Raw genomic sequence first — 14,733 nt, 5'->3', positions numbered from 1 at the left:
GCAGGACCACGAGAAGACACGGTTTTCAAGCGAAAAAATATAATTTGCTGCCTGATGCGATTCACCTCGTTGCATGGTTGAGTCAGTTAGAAATTATCGGAGCCGTTGAGATATACAAGTGAGACGGAAATTATGATGCAACTCCGCTAAAACCGGGTTGATTTCGCGCATAAATGTTTATATAATGTACATAGTAATGAGTAAGGTCACTGCTTCGCAGGACCGTCGAGGACGGTAGCCCTCGATGCCCCGCCGGGGGGCTTATAATCTCCGTGACGTGAGCATTTTTGCTACCTTCAAACTAAGCCTGTAGCTTTGATGGAAACATCAGGGCTTTTTTCATGTAAAAGGATGAAAACTCAAGTGCCGCTAACACTTTCTGACTTACTCGCACTACCATCTAAACCACTGATTTCGGATATAGAATTTTTGTTGATACAAGATGTTTATGACCAAGTGTTGATGCCTTACTCGTACGACTATCTGTTGCCTAATGGAAAGCGCATACAGTTATTCTTTGAGAAACATCGTTTTTGTCACCTTATCGGTCTTGAGTCAGCGGTAAAGGGTCTGTTTCCAAAAAACAGGCTTTCTTCACCTGCTGCTTTAGCTGCTCGCTCTCGATACAAAGGGATTTCGGGCTGGGAGGGCATCAAGAACGGCACCATAGAAATAAATTCTTTTCGGGCATATGTAGGTAAAAATCATTTCAATGGCTGCAAAGATAAACTTCTCTTCTTTTATAATTTACCCAAATTATTATTATCAAGTACAGCTATGATTCGTTATGTTCCTATACCCACCAGTGCAATTCAATGTGAGTTAATTTTATTTGATGCTTACGACAACTCTTGGGTGCATATTGGCTTGGACAAAGAAACTGATGGGGAAACTTACTATCCGCGCTCATTCTTTATCGAGCGTATTACGACTTCGCATCCCGTCAGCAAATACGTGGACGGTCAGCATGCACTACCTATTTCATACAGGCAACGTTTTGCACGAAATCCGGCTAGAAGGTCTCCACCCCGGTTTCGAAAGAAAAGGTGAAAAGCCTCCTCATTCTGAGAGGGGGCTTTTCACCTTTTCTTATTGGAGCATGATATAAGAACAAATACAGGTAAATAATGCATTTTGGCTAGCCTTCGTCGTGTTTCGACTTGTCACAAATCCGGTTGTTCAATTGTCTTTAATAATGAGGTCATCAAAAACATCTGGAGGAATGAAAATGAAACTACGAATGAACCATCGCGAGGCCAATCCCGCAGGCTTTCAGTCATTGCTTAAATTAGAGGAATCCGCCAAAAAGATGGGGCTCGATCCGATTCTGTATGAACTAATCAAAATTAGAGCCTCACAAATTAACGGATGCTCCTTCTGCGTCGATATGCATACAAGCGACCTTCGCAACATGGGCGAAACCGAGCAGCGGTTGAACTTGATCGTCGTTTGGCGCGATGCGCCTATATTCACCGAGAAGGAACGGGCAGTGCTCGCGCTGACAGAAGCGGTCACACTCATTTCCGAGGCCGGCGTGCCTCAGGATGTTTATGACGAGGTGCGGAGGCACTTCAGCGAAAGCGAGTTCGTCGCATTAATCATCACAATCAACGCCATCAACTGCTGGAACCGCATCGCAATCTCTACTGGCATGTATCCAGGCTGCTTCGACATCTGAGCAAGCAAATTCAGCCATTCTCTGCACCGCGCGCAGCACCCAGCGCGCGGTGGGGCGGTACGGGTGTCACCACCACCACTACCACTGTGAAGTTGATAAGTTGTTCGTGCATGGATAAGATGATATAAATACGGATCGGAGGTCGATGCCCCATGTCATCGAACGGAATGACGCTTCAAGTCGAACAGCTATACCGCGAATACAAGCCGTTGCTTACTTCCATCTCCTATCAAATGCTCGGCTCAGTTAGCGAAGCCGAGGACGCGGTACAGGATGTATTCGTAGCCGTTAGCAAGCTCGACATGGCCGACATCACGAATCCGAAAGCCTATCTTGTCAAAATGATCACGAACCGCACATTAAATATGATGAAGGCCGCTCCACGCAACCGTGAGAACTATCCCGGACAATGGCTTCCAGAGCCTGTCATCGAGCCCGGTTCGGAGAATGAACCGCAGGAGCATATCCTCCGCCGTGAACAGCTCGGTTATGCGCTGCTCGTTTTATTGCAGACATGTACGCCGCCTGAGCGGGCCGTTTTCGTATTGCGCGAGTCACTCGGCCACGATTACGCCGACATCGCGGCGATTCTGAATAAATCTGAAGCCGCATGCCGCAAAATCTATAGTCGAGCCATAGCAAAAATCGGCCATCGGTCGCGTATCGATAACGAAGCCGCACTCGATGCTTCGATCGACCGATTCGTGCAATCGTTCATCCAAGCGACCGACACCGGCCGATTCGAATCATTCATCCATCTGCTAGCGGAAGATGCCGTGTTGCTTAGCGATGGCGGAGGCGTCGTACGCGCGGCGCTTAATCCAATCGTAGGCCGGGATCGGATCGGCGCCTTCTTCTCCGGCATTGCCGGCAAAGGCTCGCTCAAAGGGACGATGATTCAAGTATCGATCAGCGGACAGCGGGGACTGCTCCTGCAGCGCGCGGATGGTCCCCCTTTCGCTTTTACATTCGAGCCAAACAGTGGCCTCAACAAGGTTCGTTCCGTCTATCTGATCTCCAACCCGGAGAAGCTGACGCGGATCAAGGGTGTCACCAAAAAACTTGCCGTTACTTAGAGTCTGCTGGGCAAAAGCAATGCCCTATCGCGGCCCTGATCAGTTATCGTCTATTCCTTATACTTATCTTTCAGCAGGTTAGAACCCATTCCGCCAACTCTTCCTGGGACCAGCCTCTTTTATTTCTTTCGCGTTTTAGTTTCTCGCCAAAAACCATCCCGCACCTGCCTTTCTGTAATTTATAAGCAATTATTCAGTTAAACGCATTGATCATTCACATACACCTTGGGATAGCTGTCGTTGTCATCGGAAACTGTCCAAGAGAGCGTGATCGTTTTGGAGGACCGATGAGTTCTTCAAGCCAAGCAAAAAAAGCTCCACACCAGGGGAGCCTTAAAAATGAATTTTATAGCAGCTTTTGTAGCGATCGAGCTGGGGTAGGGAACCTTCTGATGGACAGAGCTTCACTTTCACTCCATTCGGAATTAAACCCCGTAGCTTGCGGATTCATCTCTTACTTCTTCCTGCTGCTCCGCATAGCCGGCACCAGCTTCAAGTCGCCGTTGTCTCCCTCTACAAAATGCATGTAATCAGGGGATTCCATCGCGACGAGCGCTATTTTCCCCTCTGTATTGAAGTGAATGCCCCACCCGTATTTCTTCGGCAGCATGGAAGCGCGAAGGCAAGCATGCGACTTCTGGAAGAACTCGTCCCTAAGCGATGTCCCTCGCTCCGCCAGCTCCTCCGCTGGAATTTCCTTGTGCAGCACATGCACCTCATACAGCAGATCCTCTTGCGTGTACGTATAGGGGTGGCTGGTGATCAAATCATATTCAATTCTCGGTTTCGTTCTTCCGCTCTTCTTCTCAGGCGGGATCACTCCATAATCTGCCGGACAATCCGATGCAATTGTAATGAATGTATTATAATAATTCATGTTCACAGCAGCTTCCTCCTAACCCGTCCATATATTCAACCCGCTTCCGGTGTGCCTCAAATCCGCCAATCTCCTACACTCGCGCAACAAATTCGATCCGTTTGCAGTCTATTATTAACATACAATGAAATAATGCAGATAACAATTTCGAATCTCTGATAGACTTTATAAGATCCATTGATGCGCTTCTTCAGGAGCTTGAAAGGATGCGATGGTTGGCATATGGTTAAACATTATTTTCTGCTATGGGTGAGCTCGACCCTTCTGCTGAGCGCAGCGGTGCTCGGATTGGAGCTGCTGGAGGGCAATAAAATTCGCACCACCGAATACATGGGACTCATGGATATGTGCCCTATCCTGATCGTTATGATTGGCTTAACCGCCTTCCTGCTGTTCCCCTTAACACTGGTTCCCGTCTCCCTGCTTATCCGCAAATGGGTGAGAATATCGTTCATCATTATCCTCATTTACACCGCCGCAGGCGCCGCTATTGGCCGTTGGGTCTTTAACTCGCTATACGACGAACGCTTCATACGCGAGTATGGGCTGAACTCTGCTGCCTCCATTATACTCTTCCTGACCGCAGGCTTAATCTACGCGATGATCGATCATTTCAGCGCCATCCGCCATTTATCTCCCCAAGAGGGCAGCCCTCGTGCCGAATAAAGGCCGGCTGCTCTCTCACTCCCCTCACTCCCGGCAGCACTTCCTTAGGAACAGCATACTCGCTTTCAACAAAATCAAACGCACGTTGCCTTTCTTCCGATTCCGCAATCGTTTCCACAAGCTGGATTTTAAGCTATACTAACACTATCAAAAGAAGGACTGGTGGTGCTGTTACTATGGAAAAACGTCCTATTCTATCAGTTCCAAAAACACTGCTTGAACGATTGCATGACAGCATATCTGTTGTTGTGCTGGTGTATTCTGTCGTGTACTTGATTCTGAGATGGACGGATCTTCCTGAGACGATTCCTATTCACTTCGACGGACACGGGAATGCTGATGGATGGGGCAGCAGAGCTTTCCTGCTTTTCATGCCGCTATTAACTATCGTCCTGTTCATTGGACTATCCCTCTTGAGCAAAATACCGCATAAATTCAACTATCTCCGTCCAATCACAGCGCAGAACGCTGCCCATCAGTACAGAACAGCAAAGTCGCTGTTAAGCTGGATTAAGGTAGAGCTGGTTATCCTTTTCGGATACTTGCAATGGTCCACTATACAGAACGCCGCCGGGCATTCCTCAGGACTAGGAATCTGGCTGCTGCCTGTCACGCTGATCGTGATCTTCGGTACTGTCATCATTCATATCGTGCGCATGAGAAAATAAACCAAGGGGCTGCTACGTCATCCATGACATAGCAGCCCCAGTTCCTTATTGCAGGATGGTGCGAGCGGCTGCAAGCAGCTCATCCTGTGACACGAATTCCGGAGTCTCCGTGGTGACCGTGACATACATCGGGATACTGCTTCCCTCATCCATCCAATGAAGCTCCCGTTTTCCAGTATGATGTTCTGTGACGGCAAGGACCTCCTGATTATGAACCATAATCTTCTCTATTTCCTGATCCTCCAAGTCGCTAACTACCGTTCGCCACATATCGCCTTTGAAGGCAGTAACCCGAATCTCGCCGCCACCATCATTTTGATACAGAAGGCTGACTCCCTGAGGGTCCCCTAGCCCCACTTTCTTCATGTAGATGTCCAAGCCTGACTGCTCCAACTCGGCACGCAAGAGGTCGAGGTCAAGATTATCAAGGGAATGAATAAGATGTCCTTCCTTGAACACCATCGTCCCTGTCAGGGAATCCGTCACGTGCAGAGGCAGCTCCAATACCGCTTTTAACTGCTCCAGTGAGTTATACAGAAGATAATTCTCAGTACCACTGATCTCTGCCTCGCCCTTCTTATTCAGCGTGACAAAAAATGCAGCTTCTCCAGGGTTCAGCTGTTTTCTCAGCTCCGATATATCCAAACTGTCCGCAGACTCTTCACCAGGCATGAAATTGCGGTATTCCAGACTCACCGAGCCATCGGCACGATGAAGCTGCCAATTAACCATCGCATATCCGAAGCCGCTTATGATCAAGATTGCCGCTGCAATCGAGGCGACCCTTAACGGCTTGCGAGCGGCAAACGAGCGTTGTGGCCGAATTCCGTCAATTCTCGCCATCACACGCGCTGTCACATCAACAATGGGGAGCTTATTTTTTGCCAACCGTTGGTTCAGCTGATGATTGATAGTTTCGTTCCTGTCCATATTCCTTCTCCTCCATCTCACTCCAAATATGTCTAAGCTTCCTTCTTACCCGCTCCACCTTCTTGCGGAGGTTGGCCGGACTGCTATTCAGAATTACGCTAATCTCCTCATAGGATTTCTCTTCAATAATGCGATGGACAACCAGCGCCCGTTCCGCTGGGGACAATCGCAGCAAAGCGCGACGAAGCAGCGGATCGAACGACTCTCGCTCGATATTCTCGTACCCTGTCTCCTCCGACTGACTCCCGGCCTGGCGCATTACGAACAGCTTCATAAGCTGGGAACGCTTCCTCCTCCGCAGCACATTGACACATTGGTGATAAGCTATTGTGTACAGCCAAGCCGTGAACGATTGCCCATAGGTGTACGTGTGAATCTTCTCATAAGCCTTGATGAACACTTCCTGAAGGGCGTCCTCCGCCTCTTCCCGCTGCATGAGCAAATGATAGCAATAAATATACAGCGCCTGCTGGTGGTGCTTCACAATGCATGCATAAGACGCCTTATCCCCTGCTTTGACACACTGAACAGCCTCGTGCAATTGCTGAGCATCCAACTCTCTCCCTCCTCTCTGCTAAAGCTGCTTATATAACAAACGAAAGCCCTCCTCTGTGACATCCTGTTGCTGGTTTAGGTTTATCTTTAGTATGGACCATGTTATATTTGAATTTAATTCCAATCATACCGCAGTTGAATACATACCCTCCGAAGGAGCATAACCATGAATGCCCCGAATAAAATTGCACATCTGCTAATTATAATTGTTTTCGCCGCCTCACTATTATCCGGCTGTGGAGAGAGCAGCGATACAAGCAGCCCTCCGATTGAGAACACCGAGCAGAACACGGTCACGCCGGATACGGGGGAGCCCTCCGATACGGAGATTACAACCGCCGACAGCCGCATCGCGTCTATTAAAAGCTACTTAATAGAAGAATCTCATCAAGCAGATGTAATGATCACTGCACTGCCGAGAGAGCTGAATGAAAAGGCCGCCGCCCTCACCGAGCAAATGAAGGAAAATTTAGAGCTTCATAGTGAGTGGTACATGAAAACACTTGGTGAGCTGAAGAGCGGGGAGCCCTTTCCGTATGACAAAAGACTAGGTGTTTCAGAGGATGATTATCAGTTCATTCTGAATTTGAATGATCATATGTCCTTAATCAAGGAAAGCGACACCACAGTTGAAATCAAGTATAACCGTTCCAGCATTGAGATCCTTAACAGCGCATCCCCTATACTGAAAAAAATGAATCTTGCGTTAGATGCCAACATCCTGACGACTGAGCTGGGAGAGCTGACGTATAGCAACGAGATCAGCGCTTCAGACGAGCAGCAGGTGACAGGAAGATGGAATGGGCACACCTGGACGCTCCAAGAGGAAATGGCCCAATCATATTCCATATCCATTGGCCAGCTGGAAGAGAGCAAGAAGACCATTATATATATTAAATTATTAGATGTGGGACAACCGGCGCGGGAAGAAGTATTAGTGTTCTGAGTCAGGTGCTATGCAGACCGCTGGCATCCCTCATACTAACCTTGAAAGAAGGGCATGACATTGCACTATTCGACCCTACTCTTTGACTTGGACGGCACTTTAACAGACCCCAAGCTGGGGATTACAAGATCCGTTCAGTACGCACTCGCGAAGCTCGGCATTGCGGAGGATGATCTGGACAAGCTTGAGCCCTTCATTGGACCGCCGCTGGCGGGGTCTTTCAAGGACATCTATGCATTCTCAGACAGTAAATCTGTGCAAGCAGTAGAATACTATCGAGAATATTTTCGGGAAAAGGGCATGTATGAGAATGAAATCTACGCGGGGATTCGGCTGCTTCTGGAAGCGTTGGTGAATCAAGGTCATGTCTTGATGGTAGCTACTTCAAAGCCGACTGTTTTTGCGGAGAAAATCTTAAGCTATTTCGAGATTGCCTCTTACTTCCAAGCCGTATGCGGCAGTAATTTGGACGGCACAAGGTCCGACAAGACCGAGATTATTGAGCACCTCATCCGGGAATACAAGCTTGAGAAACCCGCGACCGTTATGATTGGCGATCGGAAGCATGATATTATCGGGGCTCATAATGCCGGCATTGCCTCCATAGGTGTCGGATACGGCTACGGCAGCGAAAGTGAGCTCGCTGCCATTAAACCAACGTATTGCGTAAGGTCAGTGCAAGAGCTCGCAGCCCTGCTTGCATAGAGCTTGCAACCATGCTTACATAGAGCTCGCATGCTGCTCCAAGCTCTTCAAGACTAGCGATACTTGACTATCATCCTTCAACTGGTCCAAGGGAATCCATGCGATTCCCTTCAAAATTTGTCCCTCGGGCGGGAGCTCGGGGTCCGCGCCTAGCCGAGCCTCCTCATGAGCATTGACCTGCACCAAATAACAGCACTCAGGGCCCAGCTCATAGCTGCTCTCATATAACAGCCTCTCCACTTTGCCGTTCAGCAGAACCTCTTCTCGAACCTCGCGAATGGCAGCTTCTTCAGGCGTTTCACCATCCTCTATGGCTCCTCCTGGCAAGGTCCAGAAGCTGTGGCCGTGAGGTCCATTATCGTGATAAACCATCAGTATTTCATTGTCTCTAATAATGGCGGCGCAAACTCTCGGTCGGTTAGACATCTAGTCAATCCTCTCATACAAGCGTTCTACAGCGCAGCCAATTGTATCTGCAACCGACAATGCAATCTTCAGAGACATCACTCTCTTATTCTCGATAAAATCGACGATACGCTCCTTCTTGAACAGCAGCTCCTGCGCCAGCTCTTCAATTGTCATTCCCGCTTCGTCCAGCCGCTCCTGCAGCAGGCAACGCCCAAGCTCGACCTTCAATACATTCGCTTCCCTTCACTGGTTATTGCAAGACAATGCCGCTAACATAATCAGGCCGTCTGAATCAGCAAACGCCTTCGCGGATACTTGGCATCTATACTTATGTACGGATAGCGAACAGTCTGCCGGAGAGCAACAGATAGCAGCCTCTCCCGCTTCATGACAGCGGAGCCCGGCTTATATCATAAATTTGATGGGACTCATAGATAAAACAGCCCTTCTGCGATGCCTGGCCTTTCTTCGCCATAGCTCGTGCAACATCCGCAGCCAGAATGGGCTTGAATTTGCGGAGACGGCCCCGCATAATCAGCTTGAATAATGGATTCAGCATGATCGCAAGCTTCTCGCCCAGCCGAAATTCCTGACGGTCGCCCAGCAGCAGCGAAGGCCGAAATATGTGCAGAGAAGGTAACCCGATCGACATCACCCCCTCCTCCACCTCGCCTTTCACACGGGAATAAAAATTCCGCGAACCGCGATTCGAGCCCACCGCCGTGACTATCAGGAACCTCTGCACGCGATTTTGCTTTGCCAGCTTGGCGAGTGTTAGCGGATATTCAAGATCCACCCTTTAGAACGCTTCCTGCGATCCGGCCTTCTTGATCGTCGTCCCCAGACAGCAATAAACAGCATCCACGCTGAAATGCTCCATGTAGCTGTCTAGATTATCATAGTCAACGACAATTTGTTCTAAACGCGGATGTTCCATACTTAGTGGGCTGCGGACGAGCGCCTTCACCTTCGAATATTGCTGTCCTTCCAGCAGCTCCTGCAGCAGCTCGGCCCCTACTAAACCGCTGGCTCCCGCGAGCAAGGCCGTTCCCTGTTCCGCTGACATGGCAATCACTCCGATTTCATATGCATTTCTTTCATTATATACTATGTTTTAGCCTCGGATAGATGATGCCATCCCCCTCCCTGCTTGCAGCTCCGCTCATTCAGCAACCTCAAAGATCGTATCCACAATAATCGGCAGATTATTGCGGAGCGAATTGGCTCCCAGCACGGACCGCGCGTGCAAGCCCTGCTCTTCGCCGAATACCTCCAGCATAAGATCGGATATTCCGTCCAATACAAGATGATGCTCTTGAAAGCTTGGATCAGCATTGACGAAGCCTTGAATTTTGACAACCCTGCCCACCTTGTCCAGACTGCCCAGCGCTCCCCTCAGCACAGCAAGCACCTCAATGCCAGCCAACCGGGCATACTGATAGCCCTCCTCTGTTGAATAATCCTGGCCCAGCTTGCCACTGGGATTGCCCGCAGGCCCTTTGCCTGAAACAAACAGCAGACCGTTAACACGGACGAGATTAGCATATTTCGCCGCCGGTACGCTTGCCTCTGGAAGCTTAATGCCAAGCTTGATCAGCCTGTTCTCCACGGATTCCATCATATTGATACGCCCCCTACAGTAAATTCATAAATCCCAGTTGATGGGATACTATGGTAAAGTTTATACTATTGCTGACCCTTGTTATAGAGTCAGTTGGATATCCATTTTAAGGGTCAGATTGCGAGGGGACAATGATCGATATTATGCTGCCCGATAAAAATGAGGGGCCGCTTTACCTGGCATTATATAAACGGCTTCGAGAGCTTATTCTAAGCGGACTCATCAAGGATGGCAAGAAGCTTCCCTCCATACGTTCCCTGCGGGAACAAGCGGGCCTGAGTAAGACGACCATTGAGACAGCGTATCAGATGCTTTTGGAGGAGGGTTATGTCTATAGCAAGCCCCGCTCGGGCTTGTTTGTCGTGAACCCTGAGAGACTTGCTTCATCATTGGTCAAGCCATATAACAATGCTGCTGACATTATACAGCGGGATCGTCCGCATCGGCATCTCCCGATATCTCAGGACGGGAATGGACAACAGCCTATCGATTTCAATTTATTAGCCATCGATAGAGCGTCCTTCCCGGTGCGTGCATGGAAGTCTGTCCTGAATGAAGCGTTATCCCAACATTTCGACGCCGTTCATCAGTATGGGGATCCCAAGGGCGAATACTCCTTGTGCGTATCCATCTGTGAATACTTAAAACATTCACGAGGCGTGAACTGCTCCCCTGAGCAGATCATCGTCGGCTCTGGCATCTCCTATAGCATTCACGTTCTCTCGAAGCTATTAGCGGATGTGGACACGATTGCTGTTGAAGAGGCTGGCTTCGCTGGAATTAGAGATATTTTTCACGGGTATGGATTTAAGGTTGCTCCTGTGCCTCTGCAGGCCATCCACGCAAATGCGCCGGACAAGGGCAATAAGAATGCCATTTATGTAACACCCTCGCATCGTCCTACAGGCAGCCCGCTGCCCTATTCTCTGAGACAGCAGCTATTGGACTGGGCAGACCATAATGACGCCTATATTATTGAAGATGATTATGACGGTGAATTCCGTTATCGCGGCAAAACAATTCCATCGCTCCAAGGCTTGGATCAGCAAGGCGTTGTCATCTATATGGGGACATTCTCCAAAGCATTGACGCCAGCCTTGAGAATGAACTACATGGTACTTCCGAGGAAACTGCTGGAACAGCTCCCTGCCATCGAGCATACTCTATCCAGCCCATCGCGCATCGATCAGTGGGCTATGCAATTGTTTATTGAGAGGGGACACTGGTATCGGCATATTCGAAGAATGCGCATGCTCTATCGCAAGAAACATGCAAAATTATTGCAGGCTATAGCTGCACATTTGGCCGGCACGGCAGAGGTTAGCGGGGAAGGCGCAGGCCTCTATGTCGAGCTAACCGTGAATGCCGCATGCAGCGTCGATGAGCTGATCAAGCTCGCCGCAGCCGCAGGTGTGCGTGTCTATGGATCACAATTGCTGGAGGCTGGACAAGATAACGGCAGCGATAGCCGTAACGACAGCGAGACTGAGGAAGAGATCAGTAGCGGGAGTGGGAGTGAGCGCTGTAGCGAGAGTAGCGGGAACGGCAGTGGAAATCCAAGGTTATACCTTGGATTTGGGGGGATTAATGATCGGGACATGGAACAGGGAATTCAGCTGTTGGCACGGGCATGGTCAAGCATCGCCATACACTCTCCTGTCACTCGCAACTAGTCGAAGAATCTATGATACACTGGTAGATAGCATTCAATGGTTCTTGGCAGATAGAGTGGAGTGCTGCTTGGCAGCACGAAACGTCTCTTCATTTACAATAGAATCCAAATACTAAAAGATAGAATTCACTGAGAACAGCAGGGAGACCGACGATTATGAAGCTCGTATCATGGAATGTGAATGGACTTAGAGCCTGTGTCAACAAGGGCTTCAACGATTATTTCAGCGAGATGGACGCGGATATATTCTGTATTCAGGAGACAAAGCTGCAGGAGGGACAAATTGTTCTGGAGCAGGGAGCGGAATATACGCAGTATTGGAACTATGCCCTGAAGAAGGGGTATTCGGGAACGGCTGTTTTCACGAAAATCAAGCCTTTGTCGGTTCGCTTCGGAATGGAAGAGGATGAAGAACCCGAAGGACGGATCATCACGCTGGAGTTCGACGACTTCTACCTCGTGAATGTCTACACCCCTAACGCCAGGCGCGACCTCTCACGACTGGATTATCGGCTGGAGTGGGAGGATCGGTTCTTAACCTATATCGCTCAACTAGATCGTCACAAGCCGGTAATCGTCTGCGGCGACCTCAATGTCGCCCATCAAGAGATTGACTTGAAGAATGCAAAATCCAATCGCAACAACTCCGGCTTTACCCCGGAAGAACGCGGTAAAATGACGGTGCTGCTGGAGGCGGGATTTGTCGATTCGTTCCGCTATATCTACCCCGATCGGACAGATGCTTATACCTGGTGGTCCTACATGCCCAAGGTTAGAGAGCGGAATGTGGGATGGCGGATTGATTATTTTCTCGTCTCCGCAAGGCTGGGCTCCTCCATATTGGACGCAGGAATAGACGCCCATGTCATCGGAAGCGATCATTGCCCCATTAGTCTCCATATCGATATCACAGACAGGTGATTGGTGTAGGGCTTCCTGTCACGCTACTTGCGTTAAGACGTTTTTTCCGGCTTAACGCTGGCGAGATGTTCGTTCGATGAGCTGTAAGCAGGTTTTTTCGTTTTAAAGTGGCAGAAAGCGCGATCGGAGTGGCTTTGTTCAAGCTATAACACGATTTTTCCTGCTTACAGCACCCCTTCATGCTGACATTTCTTACGTTAACACGGTATTTCCTGCTTACAGCGGGACAGTTCGGCATCAACTTTGCTTATATGTACATGAGAGTTTGGCAGCGATTTCTACTGCCAGCACATATTGCTCCACCTCGCGCCGAGAGCTCTATGCAGCGATTTCGATCATTTATGGTAGATTAGCCGAGAGCTGCATTCAGCGATTTCGATCATTTATGCTAGATTAGCCGAGAGCTGTATGCAGCAATTTCGATCATTTATGCTAGATTAGCGGATAGATGCCTCGACTTGCTTGCGATGGTGACCATCGTGCTGGATAAACTCCCAGATAAGATATCCTAGCGAATAGGGGGTGTTCGTCTGCGGACAGTGTGTATGCCCGTTTACTGGAATCGCCCGGAACAATTGCTCTTCTGTCAGATTCCGCAGCTCCTGCACTAAATCGGCTCTCGTCTTGCAAGCTTCCTGCAGCAGCTCGGCTGCCGATATGCCTGAGCGCGCATAGACCAAGGATACCGCATTATAGGTATCGTGATCGGGGAATTCGACTTGCCCGATAGTGCTCGAAGCAGCCGGCAATACAGTTGTAAGCAGATACTCATCCCACTTCACTAAATGAGCAACCACTTCCGCAGGACACCATTTGCCTTCCCCAATCGGCGTACGCCACCCCTGCTCAGAACCTGTCAGCGCTGCATACCATTGTGCTAATTCTTCAAACTGTTCCAAGAGTTCCACTTGCTTAAGCATACCATCATCCTCCTACAGATTTAACTAGATCTTAATTGTAGGGCACTAACCACGACAACAGTATGTCATGATTGCATAATGGTATGCTTAGTTTCCACGAGTTTCATTGCGATCCTCGCTATAAATCTGCCATATCTTCATCGCCCGGTCGCGAATAATCGTTCGAATCGAATCCGGCGCGAGCACCTCAACGGCATCCCCGTAGCTCAGGAGCATCCCGTAAACCCACTCGTCCTCCGGATAAACGACCTCAACGAGCAGCGTACCGCTATCCTCATAGGTTATGATCCCCTCCTGCATCGCATCCTCCACTCTAACCCTGACACTCGGCTGGAATCGCAAAACCAGACGTACCGTTGACGAGCTAAGCATCCATCCCGCTTCAATTGCGCTTGCATCATAAGGCTCGATTTCCCTATTGAAAATATCAGGCGTTATCGCAAGCTCCCTCATTCTTGATAAACGGTATAGCTTGGCCTTCAAGCTTGCTCTGCAAAAGCCATATAAGTACCAGTGAGAGCCTTTATGAACGACAGATGCCGGCTCAGTCGCTGCTTGAGATACAACCCCCTGCAAATTGGTATATTGGAATGTAACCACGTTCCTTTGCGCTATAGCCTGCCGAAGAAGGGCATTTTTCCGCTTCTCTTCTTCATTGCTGGTCCATGGGGACAGATCAATAATCCATTGCTCCAGTGCTTTGTCCGTATAGTGGAGCTCATTCTTTCGGAGCATGGCGCGCATTTTCTCCAGAGTACCGGCAACATCGCGCTCGTCTGAAGCATGGCTTTGCAGCCCTCTCAGCCCTGTCATTACAGCAATCAGCTCATCCTTCGTCAGCACCTGATGACTTAGGCGATAGCCCTCCATAATTTCAAAGCCGCCCTGCAGCCCAGGGTATGCAACAATCGGAATGCCAGCCAAATTAATGGCCTCCATATCCCGTTGAATCGTTCTGCTCGAAACTTCAAACTTCCGCGCCAGAAGGGCCGCGCTCGTTCTTCCGTTATTCAGCAAATAAATGACGATTGCCAGCAAACGTTCGATTTTCATATTCATCACCTAATACCTACTATACAATCCCCGAATC

The 14,733-nt window shown here is 49.2% G+C and carries 19 protein-coding genes; 9 read left to right on the top strand and 10 right to left on the bottom strand.

All coding sequences use genetic code 11. The features are described 5' to 3' along the window. Positions 1-363: 363 nt before the first annotated feature. The 3 genes from L6H65_RS05915 (at position 364) to L6H65_RS05905 (ending at position 2,754) form a co-directional block, all read left to right on the top strand. Entirely contained in the window at positions 364-1,050 is a 687-nt protein-coding gene (locus L6H65_RS05915; protein ID WP_236339576.1) for a PBECR4 domain-containing protein, read from the top strand. Positions 1,051-1,228: 178 nt separating this feature from the next. Further along, on the top strand, positions 1,229-1,678 hold the full coding sequence (locus tag L6H65_RS05910; RefSeq protein ID WP_236339575.1) for a carboxymuconolactone decarboxylase family protein: 450 nt from the start codon (positions 1,229-1,231) through the stop codon (positions 1,676-1,678). A 152-nt stretch (positions 1,679-1,830) separates the two neighbouring features. Beyond that, entirely contained in the window at positions 1,831-2,754 is a 924-nt protein-coding gene (locus L6H65_RS05905; RefSeq protein ID WP_236339574.1) for a sigma-70 family RNA polymerase sigma factor, read from the top strand. Between the two features lie 454 nt (positions 2,755-3,208). Here the strand turns inward: L6H65_RS05905 and L6H65_RS05900 are convergent, their stop codons facing one another. Beyond that, on the bottom strand, positions 3,209-3,631 hold the full coding sequence (locus L6H65_RS05900) for a DUF6157 family protein (RefSeq protein WP_307728306.1): 423 nt from the start codon (positions 3,629-3,631) through the stop codon (positions 3,209-3,211). Between the two features lie 222 nt (positions 3,632-3,853). On the opposite strand from L6H65_RS05900, the gene L6H65_RS05895 reads away from it, so the two are divergent. Then, positions 3,854-4,297 (top strand): hypothetical protein, encoded by a 444-nt coding sequence (locus tag L6H65_RS05895; protein ID WP_236339572.1) that lies wholly within the window; start codon positions 3,854-3,856, stop codon positions 4,295-4,297. Positions 4,298-4,473: 176 nt separating this feature from the next. Further along, the gene (locus L6H65_RS05890; protein ID WP_236339571.1) at positions 4,474-4,965 is read left to right on the top strand and encodes a DUF1648 domain-containing protein; all 492 of its coding nucleotides are present in this window, start codon (positions 4,474-4,476) and stop codon (positions 4,963-4,965) included. Positions 4,966-5,010: 45 nt separating this feature from the next. Here the strand turns inward: L6H65_RS05890 and L6H65_RS05885 are convergent, their stop codons facing one another. Continuing rightward, entirely contained in the window at positions 5,011-5,895 is an 885-nt protein-coding gene (locus tag L6H65_RS05885; RefSeq protein WP_236339570.1) for a hypothetical protein, read from the bottom strand. Further along, entirely contained in the window at positions 5,840-6,451 is a 612-nt protein-coding gene (locus L6H65_RS05880; RefSeq protein ID WP_236339569.1) for an RNA polymerase sigma factor, read from the bottom strand. The genes L6H65_RS05885 and L6H65_RS05880 overlap by 56 nt, the downstream gene beginning before the upstream one ends. A gap of 165 nt (positions 6,452-6,616) precedes the next feature. Here L6H65_RS05880 and L6H65_RS05875 point away from each other — a divergent pair, with 165 nt between their 5' ends. Continuing rightward, the gene (locus L6H65_RS05875) at positions 6,617-7,396 is read left to right on the top strand and encodes a hypothetical protein (RefSeq protein WP_236339568.1); all 780 of its coding nucleotides are present in this window, start codon (positions 6,617-6,619) and stop codon (positions 7,394-7,396) included. Positions 7,397-7,450: 54 nt separating this feature from the next. After that, on the top strand, positions 7,451-8,101 hold the full coding sequence (locus L6H65_RS05870; RefSeq protein ID WP_236339567.1) for an HAD family hydrolase: 651 nt from the start codon (positions 7,451-7,453) through the stop codon (positions 8,099-8,101). Between the two features lie 15 nt (positions 8,102-8,116). On the opposite strand, the gene L6H65_RS05865 is transcribed toward L6H65_RS05870, so the two are convergent. The 5 genes from L6H65_RS05865 to L6H65_RS05845 form a co-directional block, all read right to left on the bottom strand. After that, positions 8,117-8,527, bottom strand: a complete 411-nt coding sequence (locus L6H65_RS05865; RefSeq protein ID WP_236339566.1) for an NUDIX hydrolase — start codon at positions 8,525-8,527, stop codon at positions 8,117-8,119. Next, positions 8,528-8,737, bottom strand: a complete 210-nt coding sequence (locus tag L6H65_RS05860; RefSeq protein WP_236339565.1) for a helix-turn-helix domain-containing protein — start codon at positions 8,735-8,737, stop codon at positions 8,528-8,530. A 157-nt stretch (positions 8,738-8,894) separates the two neighbouring features. Further along, positions 8,895-9,305: a Rossmann-fold NAD(P)-binding domain-containing protein gene (locus L6H65_RS05855; protein ID WP_236339564.1), complete on the bottom strand. Its 411-nt coding sequence runs from the start codon at positions 9,303-9,305 to the stop codon at positions 8,895-8,897. A 3-nt stretch (positions 9,306-9,308) separates the two neighbouring features. Then, complete coding sequence (locus L6H65_RS05850) at positions 9,309-9,575, bottom strand: NAD(P)H-binding protein (RefSeq protein ID WP_236339563.1); 267 nt, start codon at positions 9,573-9,575, stop codon at positions 9,309-9,311. Positions 9,576-9,671: 96 nt separating this feature from the next. Further along, on the bottom strand, positions 9,672-10,130 hold the full coding sequence (locus L6H65_RS05845; RefSeq protein WP_236339562.1) for a RidA family protein: 459 nt from the start codon (positions 10,128-10,130) through the stop codon (positions 9,672-9,674). Positions 10,131-10,261: 131 nt separating this feature from the next. Here L6H65_RS05845 and pdxR point away from each other — a divergent pair, with 131 nt between their 5' ends. Further along, the gene (gene pdxR / locus L6H65_RS05840) at positions 10,262-11,803 is read left to right on the top strand and encodes a MocR-like pyridoxine biosynthesis transcription factor PdxR (RefSeq protein ID WP_236339561.1); all 1,542 of its coding nucleotides are present in this window, start codon (positions 10,262-10,264) and stop codon (positions 11,801-11,803) included. 155 nt (positions 11,804-11,958) lie between these two features. Beyond that, on the top strand, positions 11,959-12,723 hold the full coding sequence (locus L6H65_RS05835; RefSeq protein WP_236339560.1) for an exodeoxyribonuclease III: 765 nt from the start codon (positions 11,959-11,961) through the stop codon (positions 12,721-12,723). Between the two features lie 437 nt (positions 12,724-13,160). Here L6H65_RS05835 and L6H65_RS05830 read toward each other — a convergent pair whose 3' ends face one another. Both L6H65_RS05830 and L6H65_RS05825 read right to left on the bottom strand, forming a co-directional pair. Next, positions 13,161-13,643 (bottom strand): DinB family protein, encoded by a 483-nt coding sequence (locus L6H65_RS05830; RefSeq protein WP_236339559.1) that lies wholly within the window; start codon positions 13,641-13,643, stop codon positions 13,161-13,163. 87 nt (positions 13,644-13,730) lie between these two features. Next, positions 13,731-14,696, bottom strand: a complete 966-nt coding sequence (locus L6H65_RS05825) for a helix-turn-helix transcriptional regulator (RefSeq protein ID WP_236339558.1) — start codon at positions 14,694-14,696, stop codon at positions 13,731-13,733. Positions 14,697-14,733 lie beyond the last annotated feature (37 nt).

The sequence above is a fragment of the Paenibacillus plantiphilus genome (assembly GCF_927798095.1).
Taxonomy (GTDB): Bacteria; Bacillota; Bacilli; order Paenibacillales; family Paenibacillaceae; genus Paenibacillus_Z; species Paenibacillus_Z plantiphilus.
The sequence above is the reverse complement of the archived record's forward strand: the minus strand, read 5'-3'. Positions and strand labels throughout refer to the sequence as shown.

Bases quoted from the DNA above. Each gene is read 5' to 3' on its own strand.
- L6H65_RS05910 (WP_236339575.1), top strand. From the start codon at position 1,229: ATGAAACTACGAATGAACCATCGCGAGGCCAATCCCGCAGGCTTTCAG.
- L6H65_RS05885 (WP_236339570.1), bottom strand. From the start codon at position 5,895: ATGGACAGGAACGAAACTATCAATCATCAGCTGAACCAACGGTTGGCA.
- L6H65_RS05890 (WP_236339571.1), top strand. From the start codon at position 4,474: ATGGAAAAACGTCCTATTCTATCAGTTCCAAAAACACTGCTTGAACGA.
- L6H65_RS05870 (WP_236339567.1), top strand. From the start codon at position 7,451: ATGACATTGCACTATTCGACCCTACTCTTTGACTTGGACGGCACTTTA.
- pdxR (WP_236339561.1), top strand. From the start codon at position 10,262: ATGATCGATATTATGCTGCCCGATAAAAATGAGGGGCCGCTTTACCTG.
- L6H65_RS05875 (WP_236339568.1), top strand. From the start codon at position 6,617: ATGAATGCCCCGAATAAAATTGCACATCTGCTAATTATAATTGTTTTC.
- L6H65_RS05845 (WP_236339562.1), bottom strand. From the start codon at position 10,130: ATGATGGAATCCGTGGAGAACAGGCTGATCAAGCTTGGCATTAAGCTT.
- L6H65_RS05905 (WP_236339574.1), top strand. From the start codon at position 1,831: ATGTCATCGAACGGAATGACGCTTCAAGTCGAACAGCTATACCGCGAA.
- L6H65_RS05895 (WP_236339572.1), top strand. From the start codon at position 3,854: ATGGTTAAACATTATTTTCTGCTATGGGTGAGCTCGACCCTTCTGCTG.
- L6H65_RS05830 (WP_236339559.1), bottom strand. From the start codon at position 13,643: ATGCTTAAGCAAGTGGAACTCTTGGAACAGTTTGAAGAATTAGCACAA.
- L6H65_RS05850 (WP_236339563.1), bottom strand. From the start codon at position 9,575: ATGTCAGCGGAACAGGGAACGGCCTTGCTCGCGGGAGCCAGCGGTTTA.
- L6H65_RS05865 (WP_236339566.1), bottom strand. From the start codon at position 8,527: ATGTCTAACCGACCGAGAGTTTGCGCCGCCATTATTAGAGACAATGAA.
- L6H65_RS05825 (WP_236339558.1), bottom strand. From the start codon at position 14,696: ATGAAAATCGAACGTTTGCTGGCAATCGTCATTTATTTGCTGAATAAC.
- L6H65_RS05835 (WP_236339560.1), top strand. From the start codon at position 11,959: ATGAAGCTCGTATCATGGAATGTGAATGGACTTAGAGCCTGTGTCAAC.
- L6H65_RS05900 (WP_307728306.1), bottom strand. From the start codon at position 3,631: ATGAATTATTATAATACATTCATTACAATTGCATCGGATTGTCCGGCA.